Annotated in this window: 16 protein-coding genes; 2 read left to right on the top strand and 14 right to left on the bottom strand. The window is 35.2% G+C overall.

Features of this window, described 5'->3' with window-relative positions:
* Positions 1 to 6 precede the first annotated feature (6 nt).
* The 4 genes from MHB40_RS03980 to MHB40_RS03965 form a co-directional block, all read right to left on the bottom strand.
* On the bottom strand, positions 7 to 1,287 hold the full coding sequence (locus tag MHB40_RS03980) for an NEAT domain-containing protein (protein ID WP_342442536.1): 1,281 nt from the start codon (positions 1,285 to 1,287) through the stop codon (positions 7 to 9).
* 82 nt (positions 1,288 to 1,369) lie between these two features.
* Complete coding sequence (locus MHB40_RS03975) at positions 1,370 to 2,809, bottom strand: NEAT domain-containing protein (protein WP_205441472.1); 1,440 nt, start codon at positions 2,807 to 2,809, stop codon at positions 1,370 to 1,372.
* Positions 2,810 to 3,421: a heme uptake protein IsdC gene (isdC, locus tag MHB40_RS03970; protein WP_342442535.1), complete on the bottom strand. Its 612-nt coding sequence runs from the start codon at positions 3,419 to 3,421 to the stop codon at positions 2,810 to 2,812. It abuts the gene before it with no gap.
* A 373-nt stretch (positions 3,422 to 3,794) separates the two neighbouring features.
* Positions 3,795 to 4,367: a manganese efflux pump gene (locus MHB40_RS03965; protein ID WP_205441455.1), complete on the bottom strand. Its 573-nt coding sequence runs from the start codon at positions 4,365 to 4,367 to the stop codon at positions 3,795 to 3,797.
* 226 nt (positions 4,368 to 4,593) lie between these two features.
* On the opposite strand from MHB40_RS03965, the gene MHB40_RS03960 reads away from it, so the two are divergent.
* Positions 4,594 to 5,460 (top strand): glycine betaine ABC transporter substrate-binding protein, encoded by an 867-nt coding sequence (locus MHB40_RS03960; RefSeq protein ID WP_342442534.1) that lies wholly within the window; start codon positions 4,594 to 4,596, stop codon positions 5,458 to 5,460.
* 294 nt (positions 5,461 to 5,754) lie between these two features.
* Here MHB40_RS03960 and MHB40_RS03955 read toward each other — a convergent pair whose 3' ends face one another.
* From MHB40_RS03955 to MHB40_RS03920, 8 genes are all read right to left on the bottom strand, one after another.
* Positions 5,755 to 5,922 (bottom strand): hypothetical protein, encoded by a 168-nt coding sequence (locus MHB40_RS03955; RefSeq protein WP_342442533.1) that lies wholly within the window; start codon positions 5,920 to 5,922, stop codon positions 5,755 to 5,757.
* 86 nt (positions 5,923 to 6,008) lie between these two features.
* Positions 6,009 to 6,761, bottom strand: coding sequence for an ATP-binding cassette domain-containing protein (locus MHB40_RS03950; RefSeq protein ID WP_342442532.1), 753 nt, complete (start codon positions 6,759 to 6,761; stop codon positions 6,009 to 6,011).
* Positions 6,758 to 7,822, bottom strand: coding sequence for an iron chelate uptake ABC transporter family permease subunit (locus MHB40_RS03945; protein WP_342442531.1), 1,065 nt, complete (start codon positions 7,820 to 7,822; stop codon positions 6,758 to 6,760). The genes MHB40_RS03950 and MHB40_RS03945 overlap by 4 nt, the downstream gene beginning before the upstream one ends.
* Positions 7,819 to 8,835, bottom strand: coding sequence for an iron chelate uptake ABC transporter family permease subunit (locus tag MHB40_RS03940; RefSeq protein WP_342533977.1), 1,017 nt, complete (start codon positions 8,833 to 8,835; stop codon positions 7,819 to 7,821). Before MHB40_RS03940 ends, MHB40_RS03945 begins: the two co-directional genes overlap by 4 nt.
* A 19-nt stretch (positions 8,836 to 8,854) precedes the next feature.
* A complete protein-coding gene (locus MHB40_RS03935) occupies positions 8,855 to 9,883 on the bottom strand; it encodes a siderophore ABC transporter substrate-binding protein (RefSeq protein WP_342533976.1) in 1,029 nt (342 codons plus the stop codon).
* 376 nt (positions 9,884 to 10,259) lie between these two features.
* Positions 10,260 to 10,937: a response regulator transcription factor gene (locus MHB40_RS03930; RefSeq protein WP_342533975.1), complete on the bottom strand. Its 678-nt coding sequence runs from the start codon at positions 10,935 to 10,937 to the stop codon at positions 10,260 to 10,262.
* 589 nt (positions 10,938 to 11,526) lie between these two features.
* Positions 11,527 to 12,006: a hypothetical protein gene (locus MHB40_RS03925; protein WP_342533974.1), complete on the bottom strand. Its 480-nt coding sequence runs from the start codon at positions 12,004 to 12,006 to the stop codon at positions 11,527 to 11,529.
* 31 nt (positions 12,007 to 12,037) lie between these two features.
* Positions 12,038 to 12,568, bottom strand: a complete 531-nt coding sequence (locus tag MHB40_RS03920) for a hypothetical protein (protein WP_205441441.1) — start codon at positions 12,566 to 12,568, stop codon at positions 12,038 to 12,040.
* An 860-nt stretch (positions 12,569 to 13,428) separates the two neighbouring features.
* Between MHB40_RS03920 and MHB40_RS03915 the strand changes: the two genes are divergently transcribed.
* Positions 13,429 to 13,605, top strand: a complete 177-nt coding sequence (locus MHB40_RS03915; protein WP_342442519.1) for a hypothetical protein — start codon at positions 13,429 to 13,431, stop codon at positions 13,603 to 13,605.
* 16 nt (positions 13,606 to 13,621) lie between these two features.
* Here MHB40_RS03915 and MHB40_RS03910 read toward each other — a convergent pair whose 3' ends face one another.
* Both MHB40_RS03910 and MHB40_RS03905 read right to left on the bottom strand, forming a co-directional pair.
* Positions 13,622 to 14,242 carry a thermonuclease family protein gene (locus tag MHB40_RS03910; protein WP_342533973.1) on the bottom strand — a complete coding sequence of 207 codons (621 nt, stop codon included), beginning with the start codon at positions 14,240 to 14,242 and terminating at the stop codon, positions 13,622 to 13,624.
* 130 nt (positions 14,243 to 14,372) lie between these two features.
* The gene (locus tag MHB40_RS03905; protein ID WP_342533972.1) at positions 14,373 to 16,115 is read right to left on the bottom strand and encodes an ABC transporter ATP-binding protein; all 1,743 of its coding nucleotides are present in this window, start codon (positions 16,113 to 16,115) and stop codon (positions 14,373 to 14,375) included.
* Positions 16,116 to 16,200 lie beyond the last annotated feature (85 nt).

Here is a 16,200-nt window from a genome sequence, read left to right as displayed (position 1 = left end):
TCCCACTTATTTTTGCTTCACTCTGTCATTTTTTATTTTTTTAAGACGTCGAATGAGTAGCCAGCCTGATACTAGGCAAATAACGATAAGCAATATAATTTTCACTATATTTAACGGTTCAATCTGCTGGGGTGTCGTAGAAGTATTCATTACCTTTTCAGTTGTGGCTTCATCTTTTATGTCTTCCTCTGGTTCATCTTCTTCCCCTTTATCCACTGATTCATCAAGTGTCCGATCAAATGCTAATTTTTCATCCAGTGGCACAACGAGCATCGTCTGGGAAGTTGGTTCTTCTGATTTAGCAGAGTTTGTTTCCTCCACAATAGTGGCTTGTATAGATGGTTTTTTCACTTGTTCTTTCACTACTCGATTCGCCGCTTTATCACTGACAACGGGTTTAGAAGCTGTTACTTTAGAGGGCTTATCTAAAACCTTTGCAACTTGTGTTTCATCAAATACTAACTGAACAAAATATTGATGGTGATAAGAAATGTCAAGAATATCGATCTTTACCCACATTCGTAATGCTTGTGCTAAATCTTCAACCTCAAATTCCACAATCCGTACATTATCTAAAAGTGAAAGCTGTTTAGGTTCAACTTGCTCCCCTTTATAATCTACCTTTAGCCCTGTGACCCAAGCTGATTGTAAAATCGTCATTTGCGCATAGTATCTACCATCTTTTTCAATCACTTTTGCCACAGGCTTTACATAACTATTCATAATAGAAGGTTCTTGTTTACCATCTACCATTAAAACATAATTTAAAGCCCATTCCTGACCCGTTATTTCCTCAGCATCTATTTCCTCCACTACTTCTTTATCGTCTTCACCTTGCGAAATATTTGGTGATAATGTCTGCATGTTTAGGTGAAGCTCTTGGGAAAACGAGGCATATTGTTCTTCTGTTGCAAGCTCTACACTGCCATTGATGATAATTGGTTGTTGTAACGCTAAAACATCAAACTGAACTAAATTTTCTATTTTATCCAATGTGAAAGAAAGATCATGGCCTAGCTGTTCGATATGTATATCGCTGATAGGACTTAGCTCTTCAAGAGCCATTGTTAATTGATAGTGCTCATTCTTAACTGAGAGCATTGCTACATCTTTAAAAAGGCTTCCTTCAAAGCCTTCGATAGGAGAAAAACTTAGTTCAACTTGATAACTACCATCTGCGATAGCAGAATCCTCAGCTTTTGCTTGTAGAAAAAGGGACGGAGAAAAAAAGAACAATATAATTGAAAAAATAACCACTAGGCAAAGGTTACTTCTCTTTTGTGTCATTACATGCTAGCCTCCCATTTCTTTAAAAGCACAGGAACTTCCTTCCCCATAAATGTGAGAAAGGAAGTTGCTGTTAAGATCATTATTTATTCAAGTATTGCAATGAGCCATTTAAAATTTTCGCCATATGTGAACGTTTTAATGGGCTATTCGCATCGATAACAGTTTTACCATCTGCAGTAGGTGAACCAGTCATGACTTTACCTGCATACAGAAGTGCAAAGGCTTTTTTCGCTTCTTCATCTTTCACTTTTGCTCCATCAGCATAGTAAGTAAGACTTGGGTCACCAAAGTTCATTTCTTTACCTGCTACATGTGTTACTGTACGATAGATCATTACAGCCGCTTGTTGACGAGTTAATGTATCATTCGGATTAAAGTTCGTTGCTTTTTTAACAATTCCTGCTTCAGCTAATGCATTAATTGCTTGTACTGCTTCAGCGCTAAGTTTACCTGTATCTTTAAACCCAGCATCTTTTGTAGAAGTTACGTTCAATGCACGTGCCACCATTAAAGCAAATTGAGAACGTGTAATATTGTCGTTTGGTTTGAAGTAGTCTTGACCTTTAACAATTCCTAAACTGTAAAGTGATAAGATTGCTTCTTTATTTGCATCTTTACTAATATCTTTAAATGGATTTACAACTGGTTTTACTGCACCTTCGACAGCAAAGCTAAATTGTACTGTATGATTTGAATCATATTTCACACCTTGTGCTGGCTCATCAACAACGATGTGTAATTGAGCATTCACAAGTTTCTTTAAATCTGCTACTTCAAATGAGTATGTGCGTGCATTTGTAGCATCGTCTTGTTTCACTAAAGTTGCTTCTTTGCCCTCTACAGTGAAACCTTTTACATATTGCCCTTGAGGGAATGTCATTGTCACGATGTTTTTACCGTCTTTAGCAGAAATGCCTACTTTTGGTGCAATATATTGTTTCATGATCGATTCTTCTGTTGTACCATTTTTATAAACAGTGACAGCTACTTCGTTCACTTTAACTTCTTCTTTTACTTCTTCTTTAACATCTTCTTTCACTGCTTTTAAATCAAATTCATACCATTTGTCCATATTTGCAGAAGGAACGACTACATGGATTTTTGCTGATTTAACTTCATCAACAACCACAGGGAAACTGTATGTAATTGTGCCGTCGCTATTTTTCACTTCAGTTGCATCTACATATTTATCGCCCTGCTTTGTTTGTAGACCCGCAATCATTGGTGCCGATTTTGCTGTAACCGTTAAAGTTGCTTCAAATTTCCCGTCTTTTTCAACGATTGAACCCTGTGGTACTAGATGAGAACTAATAGCAGGCTGATCTTCTGTTGTACCAGGTTTGAAGATTTTGAAATTGATAACTGATGCCGTTTTGTCAGCTTTCGTTGCTTCTGCTTTTACTTCTGTATTTGTTGTTACTACCTCTGCTGCAGATGCAAAGGATGGAACTGAAAGAGATGCAGCTAGCAATGAAGCTAGTACTATTTTAGTTGCGCGAGATTGACGTTTTTTAGCCATTTATTGACCCTCCGTTTTTGTTTGTAGTTTTTTTCTATAAAGTAAAAATGCTGACCCCACTAAAGCTACAATTAATAGGTAAGGTGTTGCATCACCTGTTTGTGGATTCGACACTTGACTTTCTGTAGTAGAAGCTGTGGACGCTTTGGATTCATTTGACGTTGTTTGTTGAGTCGAAGCTGTAGAGCTAGCAGTCGATACGGCATCAAATACAAGCGACACGCTATATTCATGGTGATAATTAATATCATCAATATCAATTTTCATGGATGTTACTACTGGTTGGGATAAATCTTTAACCGTGAATTGTACAGTACGTGTGTCTGCCGCTTTATCTTCACTGACAACAGTTGCGCCACCAGGCGGTTGAAATTTTGTAATCCATGCACTGTTTTTTAGGGTAATTTGCACAGTAGCTGTGCCATTTTTCACCGTTACGTTTGCCGGTTTTACAAAATAGTCGTTTGCAATAGATGCAGAGTTACTATCAGGTTTATTGACCTGATACTTTATCGAATGTGTGCCATCAGCCAGTTGAGCAGATGCTTGTGTCAGCCCTAAGTTAACAACGACAATACTAACAAGCATGATCAACATGAGCATTTTCTTCATGTGTTGCACGCCTCCTTTAGTCATAGTAAAACATCATAATTGAAAAAATATTCGTATGAAAGCACTTCCACCTAAACGAAAATTATTCTCAATTACGATTCTACTCCCAAGAATAATCGCTGATACCAGTGTATGTCAACTGTTTAACCAAATTAGTCCTCAATATGTCAAATTTTCCTCCTAATAAAAAGAATATAACCAAAATATGGTTACATTCTAAGGGTGATGTATTCATTTAATGCACAAGAAATATTTTTTCAATACTTACTAATGGTTACCCATTCTCTTAATTAAAGATTTTGTTAGCAGCATAGATATTGTTTATAATCTGTAAAATATGGTGATTGACCATCACTTTTATACGTTTTAGATGTTATTTTGCAAAAACCTCAAAAATACCAATCATAATTAGTAGCCATCCTGATATTGCTGTAGAGTGCTTGCCAATATACGTTTTTGATAGTAAAGAGCCACATCTACTTCCCACCCCAACTGTGATAAACGAAAACACGCCGATGGAAATGACCGTCCAAAGGGCAGAGATGCCATTTGCACCTATTGCAATACCCCCTGCTAAACAGTTCGCTGATAATACGAAACCAAGTGCCATTGCCTCACGCGTTGAAATCACTAAATTTTTATCTTCATCAAATAATTCAGGATTGCCAGCTATCCGTTTATTAGAAAAATTATTGGACATTAACGTCCATACACCAATGACACACAATAGTAAACTTCCTAATAAATTGGCAGTATGCGGTGAAATATACTCAACAACTGTGCTACCTGCTGTTACTGCGACATATGTGACAATCATTGACATAACAGCAATCACGGCATTCGATAAAATTGGAATTTTAACTTGTTTGACACCATAAGCTAAGCCGATCCCCAAGTTATCTAAATTCGCAGCGATTCCTATTAGAATAATTGTAATCCAATGCATACTAAGCCTCCTCGCACCCCAGTCTCCATTTTCACCTATCATATGTCATCAATAGAAAAATTTATGGGCAGCCCGATATAGACTGCACGGCCAATCCCATGATTCCCGTAATGATTTGCACAGCATCCATTTGACAAAAGTAACAACTTGTTTTTAAAATAAAGTTGTTACTTATTTATTTTTTAATTTTTACAATAATTCAAGAGTTGATGGAGAGGGGAAATTTATGAGATATCTAAGATTATGGAAAATTGGTTTCGCTTTAGCCTGCCTACTAGTTTTATCTGCATGTGGTTCAGCAAGTGAGGGTACGCAGAATAATAATAGAAATGAAATCAATTTAGCCTATGTTGAATGGGATACTGAGGTTGCTTCTACACATGTAGTAGGACAAGTATTAGAGGATTTAGGATATAAGGTAACATTGACACCTTTAGACAATGGGATCATGTGGGAGGCACTTGCAAACGGAGAGGTTGACGGTATGGTATCTGCCTGGTTACCGCAAACACATGCCCCACAAGTAGAGAAATACAAAGATAAAATAGAGAATTTAGGTGAAAATCTAACTGGTGCTAAGATTGGTTTAGTCGTTCCAAGTTATATGGATGTCGATTCTATTGAAGATTTAACAAACCAAGCTAATCAAACAATTACAGGAATTGAACCAGGAGCTAATATGATGGCTACGACAGAAAATGCCTATAAGGAATATAAAAATCTGGAAGGTTGGCATGTATTGACCTCGTCTGCCGGTGCAATGACCGCAGCCCTTAGCCAAGCCATCTCCAATAATGAAGAAATCATCATCACAGGTTGGTCACCACACTGGATCTTTAACGCCTATGATTTAAAGTATTTAGATGACCCGAAAGGTTTATATGGGACGGAAGAATATATTGGCACTTTTGCCCGTAATGGCTTGAAAGAGGATGCCCCTGAAGCCTATCGTGTCCTTGATCGTTTCCACTGGACTGCTGAAGACATAGAAAGTGTGATGTTTGATATTATGGAAGGTATGAGTGCCACGGAGGCTGCTAAAAAATGGATTGATAACAATCAAGATAAAGTAGCCGAATGGACGAAAGATTAAAAGTATAATGACTAAAAAAAATCCATTTACTAATGTCTAGTAAATGGATTTCATAATGTAGACAGCTACATTCTATTATAGAATGAACCATCTGAAATTTTTAACGTTCCCAAAAAATGAGGGGGGTTTCAGGAGCGTAATCATGAACTAGCAAACTTCTGGAGAAAAGTAGCTAAAGTTCATCCTCTCTACACTGTATTGTAGTCGAGGAATATTCTTTATATGATAATGATAATCATTATCATTTATTTTGTCAACATATAAATAAACTTTTTTTTCGTAGCATTCTCCCACTTAACTTAAGACGCCTTCGCTGTATGATAAAGAGGTTGAAATCCCTTTTTCATTTGTAAAGCCAATCTCGCAGTCTAAAAGACTACCAAACATTATGGCAATGGCATTTGAAAAAGCCGCCGCCTGTAAAATACAAACAGCAACTTCAACTATAGTAGCTGTTATCATCTGTGCAAGCTACAATAAATAATTTAATTGTCTATTAATTTTTATGACAGCTTTTTTTCGGAATGCTTTTTTCAAAAAAATTTAAGCTAATAAACAGCGATTGGCCCATAAGGTCCTTCGATAATTTCTATTTTTGTTTCAAAAATATCTGTCAAAATTTTTGAGTCCATAACCTCTTCTACTGTCCCAAAAGCAGCAATTTGTCCATCTTTCATAGCACAAATTCTATCAGAATATTTGGCTGCAAAATTTATATCATGCATAACAGTCAGAATTGTTCTTCCAAATTCATTGGCCGCGCGTCTCAAATGCTCCATCATTTGAACAGAACGAGCAACATCAAGGTTATTCAAAGGCTCGTCTAAAAGTACATATTCAGTTTCTTGGCATAAAACCATCGCTACATATGCCCTTTGTCTTTGGCCACCAGAAAGCTCATCTAAATATCGATTTTCTAAATCCGTTAAATCTAAGAAATCGATATATTTAGAAATAATCATCTCATCCTCTTTAGTTAATCTTCCCTTTGAATAAGGAAAGCGTCCAAATCCAACTAGTTGTCTAATCGTAAGCCTAGTGACAAAATGATTTTCTTGTCGCAATATAGTTAAAATTTTTGCTAAGTCTTTTGATTTGGATTCAGAAATATTCATATTTGCTACCTGAATTTGACCTTCTTCCATATCCAAAAGTCTTCCAATCATCAAAAGTGTCGTAGACTTTCCGGCACCATTTGGTCCAATTAATGAAGTAAAACCAGCTTTTGGTATTTCAATATCCAAAGGTCCAATTTTCACCTTATCAGTATAGAACTTTTTAACATTATCAATTTTTATCATAAAGCCCTCTTCCTTAAAATCACAGTTAAAAATATGATTCCACCAAATAATTCAATAATAACTGAAACTACACCTTGAGCATGGAATACATGATACATCAAAAAGTATGCACTCGTTATGATCAAAAAGCCTATAGCAAGAGCCATTGGAAAAATATATCGATGATCATAAGTCGATGCTGCCTGATAGCTTAGAGTGGCTACTAAAAAGCCATAGAAAGTAAGTGGTCCAATCAAAGCCGTTGAAATGGACATTAAAATGGCAACTAATACAAGTGTATAAATGACACTAGGTTGATATTTAACTCCAAAAGTAGTAGCAACATCCTTGCCTAATGATAATATATTCAAATTCTTAGAATGAGCAAGAAGTAATATCGCTACAATGATTACCATAGGAATGACAATAGGAAAATAGGCAGAATCCGCATTATTAACAGAACCAAACAATCTCGCCTGTAAAATATCAAACTCTGAAGGCGCAAGTAGTCTTCTCATGAAAGTTGACACAGAATTTAGCCCAGTCCCTATAATAATGCCAACTAAAAGCATCAATTGTAAATTTCCATATTTACCGGAAAGCAACCATCCATACAAAATCAAACTCATCAAGACCATAACAACAACCTGAAATAAAAATGATCCAATACCACTAAAATTTATTAATGCACTAGCACCAAAGAAAAAGATTGTACTAGTATGAATTGTTGAATAAAGTGATTCGAAGCCTAACAGCGAAGGCGTTATAATCCTATTATTTGTAATCGATTGAAAAGCAACAGTCGACAGGCTCTGACAAACTGCAGCAATAATCATGGCGACAAGGGCTACTATTCGTCTCATTACAACAGGAATAAATGAAGGCGAATCTATTGGAACCGGATTGTTATACACTAAAAGTCCATATGAAGAAAGGATGCCTAAAGCAATCAATGTTATCAGTATAATCCAATAGCGTCTTTCCTCCTTCTTAGTACGAAAAGCCCTAGCTGATCTATTTTCATTCTGAAGGCTAGCATCGATTTCGACATTATCTTTATTTCTATATTCGAATGTGGTCATCGTAGCCTCCTCGGTTTTCTTTGTCTCAATAAAATCGTTATAAATACGACCGATCCTACTGTTCCAAGTATTAAAGAAACAGGTACTTCAAAAGGCATAATAATTGTACGGGAAATGATGTCACAGGCAGTTATAGTCCCCATTCCAATCAAACATACCCAAGGTAAATTACTTCTAAGATCATCGCCTCTAAACATTGACACAATGTTTGGAACAATTAACCCCAAGAAAGGTAAGTTTCCAATAACAGCTGCAACAATTCCAACTGCAAAAGAAATAAGGGCTGTCCCCAAAAGAACAATCCTATTGTAATTAACGCCAAGGCTTGTTGCGACATCTTCACCTAGTCCAGCTAAGGTTAATCTATTTGCATAAATAAAAATAAGCAAAGTAACGATCACAATTAGCCATAAATATTCATATCTTCCCACCTGAACGGCCGCAAAAGAACCTACAAACCAAGTTTCAATGCTCTGCGTCATTTGAAAAAGAAGTCCCATAAAAGTGGACACTGCAGAAATGACTGCTCCAAGCATTAATCCAATAATTGGAACAATTAAAGACGAACGAAGCTTAACTCTTCTTAAAAATAAAAAGAAAATCATCGTTCCTATAAAAGAAAAAATGATTGCACCAGTCATTCTTTGAACTAAAGTTGGGGAAGGAAATAATAAATAAACTAGGAGCAGTCCTAATCCTGACCATTCAATAGTCCCCGTTGTAGTAGGTTCAACAAAGCGATTCTGTGTAATCAGTTGCATGACGAGTCCCGCCATTGACATTGCAGCTCCTGTAAGCATCAATGCAGCTGTTCTAGGAACACGAGTTATGAAAAACATCTCCATTCCATCCTCTTGTCCACGTATATCATAAACTCCAGTAAACAGTGATATAATGCCTAAAAAAATAACAACTATAATCGCTAATATAAAAGGTTTTGTACATATCTTATTATGGTTATAAAACTGGGGTTGAGAAAAATTCTCAACCCTAGAAATTATATTTTTTGGCACTATTTCATACTCCTTTACACTACTTAGCTAAAGTATTTGCAAGATTTTCAAATAACTCTATATAAGTCTGAATTGATTCATTCGTGTAAGTATCTGCCGGTGCATAAATAATCTGTTCTTTAGAAACAGCCGTTGTTTTTTGGAGAGCAGGTGCGTTAGCAATAACATCCTGGGCAGGCGCTGATGTTGCTGCATCAGATGTTGCTGCATCACGGTCTAATACGAACAACCAATCCGGATTACTTTGTGCAATTGCTTCAACAGAAACTTCATCACCTTTATGATCAGTCGTAGAATCAGCAACTTCTAGTGCTGGAGCCCAACCGAAAATTTCATACATTGGTCCCCACACACGTCCAGAATGTGGAGCTGCAAAACCAATATCCCCACCAGAAACAATAACACTCATCACTTTATCTGTTCCATTATAAGCAGATTTTGCATTTTCGATTACTTTATCAAAATCAGCTACCACTTGTTTCGCTTCTTCATTTTTATCGAAAATTTGTCCTAAAGCAATTGTAGAATTTTTAAGTCCATTTACTAAGTTTTCACCAGGCGTTGCAGTTTCCTCAGAAACATCAACATTAAGATCAATAACAGCTGCATTTGGCACTAATTTTTTGATATCTTCGTAATAGCCAGCAAATCTTTGACCGATGATTACAAGTTCAGGGTTTGCAGCAGCGATAATTTCAAGATTTGGTTCGCGGTGATTTCCAATATTTTGAACTGAATCATCCTTTACATAAGGTGAATCCGCGGGCATTACATCCTTTGGAACAGCTACTAGTTCAATATTCCAATCAGCTAACGTTTCGAAAGTTCTATTATCCAAAGCAACTACATTCTTTGGGTTTACAGGAACAGTAACAGTTCCATGGGCATCAGTGATTTCAACCGTCGTAGGCTTAGCAACCTCTTCACTTCCGTTATCTTTAGGCGTTGACTCTTCGTTCGTTTTATTACTTGAATCTGAACAAGCTACTAGCATCAAAGTCAAAACTGCCAAAATACCAACAAATTTTAAAAACATAGATTTCTTCATACATATACTCCTTATAGTGTAATTTTTTGAAAATGATGAAGTCTATAGATTGAGTTGGATAGTAATTGCTTGCCATCCTAATCGCTATTGATAATCATTTTCATTTGTTCGTCCTGTGGAATAGTATAGTGATTAATTATGTGAAAATCTTGTGAAGGATATAAATTAATAAATAAAGTTACATCAAGCATAAATTGGATACAAAAAAGGAAAATATGTTTCCGCCTCTTCAATACCTTCCAAAAACTGTTTGCTTACTCGATTTAATAGAACAAAAAAAAGAGCAAAACGGTTGAAACTGTTTTACTCGTTTTTTCGATTATGTTTAATATTGCTTACTGTGACAAACTGCATGATACCTATTATCTTCTTGTTACTATTCAATCATTGAATAACCTCTGCCATGGATTGTTTGAATATATCGATCTTTCTTCTCGCATTTTAGCTTTTTTCTTAAATACCCAATATATAAATCCACTACATTTGGATTGACAGCTAAGTCATATCCCCAAACCTGATTCAATAGCACTTCACGGCTCAATATTTTATTTTTATTTTTGATTAAAAATACTAGTAAATCATACTCGCGCTTAGTAAGCGGGAGATTTTCGCCACCTTTTGCCACAATATTGCATGATGCATCAACAAAGAGATCCTTAAACCGATAGAAATCAGTCTCGTTTGTCTGGATAACGTCCCCTCTTCTTAGAATAACTTTTATCCTTGCTACTAATTCTTCTTTTACAAACGGTTTTCTTATATAATCATCTGCTCCTGCTTGCAATCCGGCTATGCAATCCTTGCTAGACACATTATCGGTAACAATAATGATCGGTGTCGTTTTAACAGCCCGTATTTGTCTGCAAATTTCGGGTCCAGATATACTTAACGAATCCCAATCCAATACGATAATATCCCAATCTTGCTCATATACTATATTTAAACCTTTATTTTCATTGTGAAGTGTTAAAATGAAATAGCCTTCTTGCTTTAGCCCGCTTACAATTTTTTTTGCCAAAGACCTTTCATTCTTAATTACCAACACCTGCTTCACTTATGATTCACCTCTACTTCATTACATAAATAATCTATTACAAAAAAATATTGGATTTATCAATCTTAAATTTCTCAAAAACTATTATAACAACTTATCTAAATAAATTTTTAAAAATTTACAATAAATATGTAAAATACTAAACTTTGTAATTAAATTGATACTTATGAAAATTTAAGAAAAATCGATGTTACCTCAACAAGTAATGGCCTTGAACAAGCAAAGAATATATGAAGAATCACTTTAATGGGAGAATTTACAAAAATACCTTAGCTTAGATAGAAAAATTGACTCCACATTCGTATTGTAGAAGGTTTAAGAAAGTATGGGTTTCTCCTACAGCGTACATAAACGAAATTCGTATACATTATGCATAGGAAATACTTTGTGCTAAACTAACCATTAAAGGTGGGGTTACTTTTAAATAAGGGATGATAGAGAAATTTACTTTAGTAGAAGTATTAACATCAAATAGAGAAAACTTATAATTATTGCAAACACATTAAGTTTTAAATTAAAAAACCCGCCGTTTTGAAAATAGCCTAATCAAAATGAGTGGGTTTTTAATATAAATATATTCTAATATAAATCACTTTAAATATCTTGCTTCAAACATATATTGATCATATAATTTACCACTTTCAAACTGGATTATTGCATCAAGAACGGACTCTAACATTCCAATTTTCCAGATAGTCTCTATTACTGGAACTGTTCCTACTGTTTCAATAGTTCGTTTATATTTTTCTAACTCTAAACTTCTTTCAATCAGTTCTTTAAACGCCTTAAGGGTATTCCCTTCATGCTCAAATGGTCGCTGTAAATTAATATCATTTAATTCGTCTTTATACTTTTTAGTTGTTTGATTTCTCATTTTTTTAGCTTTATCTGCTTGAATTTGCATTGGTCCGTAACGAAATCTTGAGCGCCATGCTACAAAAGTTTTTACTGGAACACCTAGTAACTTAGCACCATCCCACTTCTCCAATTCTTTTTCTACACAAACTTCATACATAACATCCTTTAAAGGCTTCCCGAATTTTTCTTCTACAATGATTTTGTAATCCAAATCTATCACTCCTAAACCATTCGTAATTTCATTAAACCTTTTTTGATTCAAAGTACAATTTTAAATTACTTTTTCTTAATTTATTAGCTTCTTTAATTAAGTTGATTTTTTTCTCATGTATTTTTTTTAGTGAACTTATTGCATTTTCTACGATTGCTGGAGCATCATTTCCTAAGTTTGGCAAATTCTTATTTAAATATTCATATATAGCTTTTTTTTCAATATCGGATGGTACGGTTGGCGCTAGAGGCAACTCGAATGGTGATTTTGTATCTACCAATTCTTGAGGCGTATTATATAGAAACTGAAAAGCATTTTGTAGCATCCTTCGTTGCCTTTCATCAGTCACCTCATAGACCCCTTTTGAATCAAGAGTAATTCGATCAAATTCAACCATTACTAGTTTGTCTGGTTTTCTATTTTTTGTTCTGTAATACAACATAACCTTTAAGACGTCCTGTTCTGAAAGCTCCTTTATTTCTTTGAATCTCCCATTTTTAGGGTTAGGAACCTTATAAATTTTATTCTCTTTTGAAATATACAACCATTTTATACCACCCATAATCAATCCCCCTAAAAATAATAGAACATTCGTTCCTTTTTAGAATTATAACGAACAGATGTTACACGTTCAATTTATAAATAACTTATTTGACTTTATCTTTACAAAACTTTCAAATAGAAGAAACTCTACTAATTGACATGCAATTTAGTTAAAAAACTAAAATTGGACATTCGTATAATCAATGCTTTGGAAAAAAATCCACGAGGATTAATACCTCATGGATTTCGTTTTAAGTAAAATAATATTTCTTGCTTCAAGTGTTACTTCTGCATATCTTTAGGTTAAGCAACCTTAATAGATCGTAAAGTTAAAACGATTACGATATCATGTAAATCAAAAATAAATTCATCTCCTTCTATATGTTATTGATAATCATTTTCATTTGAATGTTCTATGGAGAAGTATAACTTTATTTTATGTGAAAATCCTGTGAAGGGTAAACTTGTTACATTACTAAAGAAGCTAGGAAAAACCGATGTATTTTGAAGCATCATTAAGGAATGAAAGAATAATTAATAAACCTATTTGTGTGGGGAGACAACGAATAACTGAACAAACATCTTATTATGCTAAAAATAAGTTTTGTATAGCTAAAGAGGAGTAGGTTGAACTATTTCTAGTTCATATTAACATTTCCAAATCAAAGGTTATTTTTAAAATAATTGATTCTTCATCGTAACTCTTGGCTGATTTTATAGTAATTCAATGATCAACTATTTTTGTGACATTTAGTGTAGCTCTCTTTCTGTACTTGGTCAATGGCTATATACTTACTGCTTCAACCCCATCTTGACATCACCTTTAATACTGTACAAAAGTTGTAACGCCACTATCACCAAAATGGGACTTGCCAATCAATGTCGTGTCGAGGAGTCTATTGGAGCTATGCTCACTTTGGACATTTTAAAGAAGAAGTAAACATCAAAGAATACGAAAAGTTAGAAGAGGTAAAACAAGAAATAAAGGAATTTAAAAAGCTGCTACCTGTAAGATACAGACAGCAGCTTCCTAGCCTTTTTGAAATTGTCTTTTAACAAGCGGCTTTTTAGATTATTGAACTACTTCCGGATGGAATCCATCTTTTTGGAAGTAATCATCATGTGACCAAATATTTAATTTTGCATCCTGTGCTTTTTGCTGAATAGCTCTAAAGGCATCTTCAAATGTGTTGTTTGGCTTATGAATATAACGTACAACTGCTAGACCTTCCTTTAATAAAGATTCCTGCAATAACACATCATCTACAAAAACATAAGCTAATAAGCGATCATAATTGTCTGTTTCTGGTCCAACATCATAGACCGCTTCAATTTTTTTAGCCTTTTCCAATAAATTGATCGTGTACTCTTTTGCTTGTTCAGCATATGGCTGGGCGCCACCTTTGTTGTAATTCATTTCAGGTGTATCCACCATTAACAGACGAATTTTTCGTTTCTCATTATTAATTGTCGCCTGAATCGTATCCCCATCATATGCTTTAATATAGTCTATCTCAAAGCGTTTATTTCCTGTTTTTTCTTCCACTTGTTCAATGGATATAGTGCCTTGCTGATCTGTAACTGATTTTGTATCTTGATCTTCCGCAGGAGATCTGCCAAATATCATATACAATGCTACAGCCAGAATAATCGTACCACTTGTTATTAATGTTTTTATATCTTGCATTTTCATGTAGTTGGCCCCTCACAACTCATCATCTTTTCTTATACCTACGACTCGTATAAGTTGTGTAACTCATCATCAGGAAGACAAAAAGTTTCACGATGTTTCTATTGTAAAATATCAAGCTACTACATTCAAGCTATGACATTGTCACAGCTACCCAATGATTAGGAAAAACCTCTACTAGCTGACTATTTTCTACCTCATAACGTACTTTTACATCTTCTGCATGTTCAGCATCGCTATATTTCTGCTTCTCTATTGCAGGATCTGGAATAGGAATGGAGCGTAATAATGCACGTGTATAAGGATGCTGTGGATTAGCATATAGCTCTTCACTTTCTGCCAATTCAACAATTTTCCCACCATACATGACTGCAACACGATCACTGATATGCTTCACCATGGATAGATCATGGGCAATAAATAAATAAGTCAAACCAAGTTTTTGCTGTAATTCCTTTAATAAATCAACAATCTGCTTTTGAATAGAAACATCCAGTGCTGATAAGGGTTCATCACAAACAATAAAGTTTGGCTCGACTGCTAATGCTCTAGCAATCCCAATTCGCTGACGTTGACCACCTGAAAATTCATGAGGATAACGCATCGCATGTTCTTTCTTCAAACCGACAAGTTCAAGCAATTCCTCTACTCGTTGTCGTCTCTCTTCATGTGTCTTCACCAGACCATGAATATCAAGAGCCTCTCCAATAATATCTAAGATTTTTTTGCGAGGATTTAACGATGAATAAGGGTCTTGGAAAATAATTTGCATATGACGACGCATTGCCTTTAGCTGTTTTTTCGTTAGTCTTGTTACAGGTATTCCTTGATATAGAACCTCGCCATTTGTAGGCTGATGAAGCTGGAGAATCGTCCGACCTGTAGTCGATTTACCTGAACCAGATTCACCAACCAAGCCTAATGTTTCACCAGGATATATATAAAATGATAAATCATTCACAGCTTTCAGCGTTTGACCACGGCCTAATGGAAATTCTTTCGACAGATGGGTTACTTCGATTAAAGGCTTATGTCGATCGATACCTGGCTGAATAGTAGCAATCTCTTTTGGTTGCTTTTTCTCATGCAGCTTTGGTAACGCATTCAATAATTTCTGGGTGTACGGATGCTGGGCATTTGCAAAAATTTCTTCCGTTGTGCCCTGTTCAACTATTTCTCCTTCTTTCATCACAATGATGCGATCACACATACCTGCAACAACGCCTAAATCATGTGTAATTAAAATAATAGACGTCCCCATTTTCTTTTGCATGTCGCGCATCAATTTTAGAATTTGAGCTTGAATAGTAACATCCAGTGCTGTTGTTGGCTCATCCGCAATAAGCAGTGATGGATTACAAGCAAGTGCCATAGCGATCATCACACGTTGACGCATACCACCTGAAAATTCATGGGGATATTGTCGATACCGTTCTTCTGCATCTCCAATACCAACCAGTTTTAATAACTCTATTGTTTGTTGATAGGCTTCGGTTTTTGACATTGACTGATGCTTGATTAAACTTTCAGCCACTTGATCTCCTATTCGAATAGTAGGGTTTGTGGATGTCATTGGATCTTGAAAAATCATACTAATATCTTGTCCACGAATCCCTTCCATTTGTTTTTCACTAAATTCAGTGAGTTCTTGCCCTTTAAACACAATAGTACCAGATTTCAGAAATGAAGGTGGAGATGGTAATAAACGCATAATGGAACGAGCCGTTACACTTTTCCCGCTACCAGACTCTCCTACAATTCCGAGTGTTTCACCTTTATTTAGATGGAAGCTAACGTCCTTAACAGCTTCGAATTCTGTCTCCCCTGTGATAAAGGACACGCGAAGATTATTGATTTCTAAAAGCTTTTCATTCATTCGACCCATCCTTTTTAAAATTTGTGATTGACTTACTTACAAGTATAATCCATACTTTACAATACTGATAGGAATTATACAATAT

Source organism: Lysinibacillus sp. FSL K6-0057 (assembly GCF_038630885.1).
Classification (GTDB): Bacteria; Bacillota; Bacilli; order Bacillales_A; family Planococcaceae; genus Lysinibacillus; species Lysinibacillus fusiformis_F.
The sequence above is the reverse complement of the archived record's forward strand: the minus strand, read 5'-3'. Positions and strand labels throughout refer to the sequence as shown.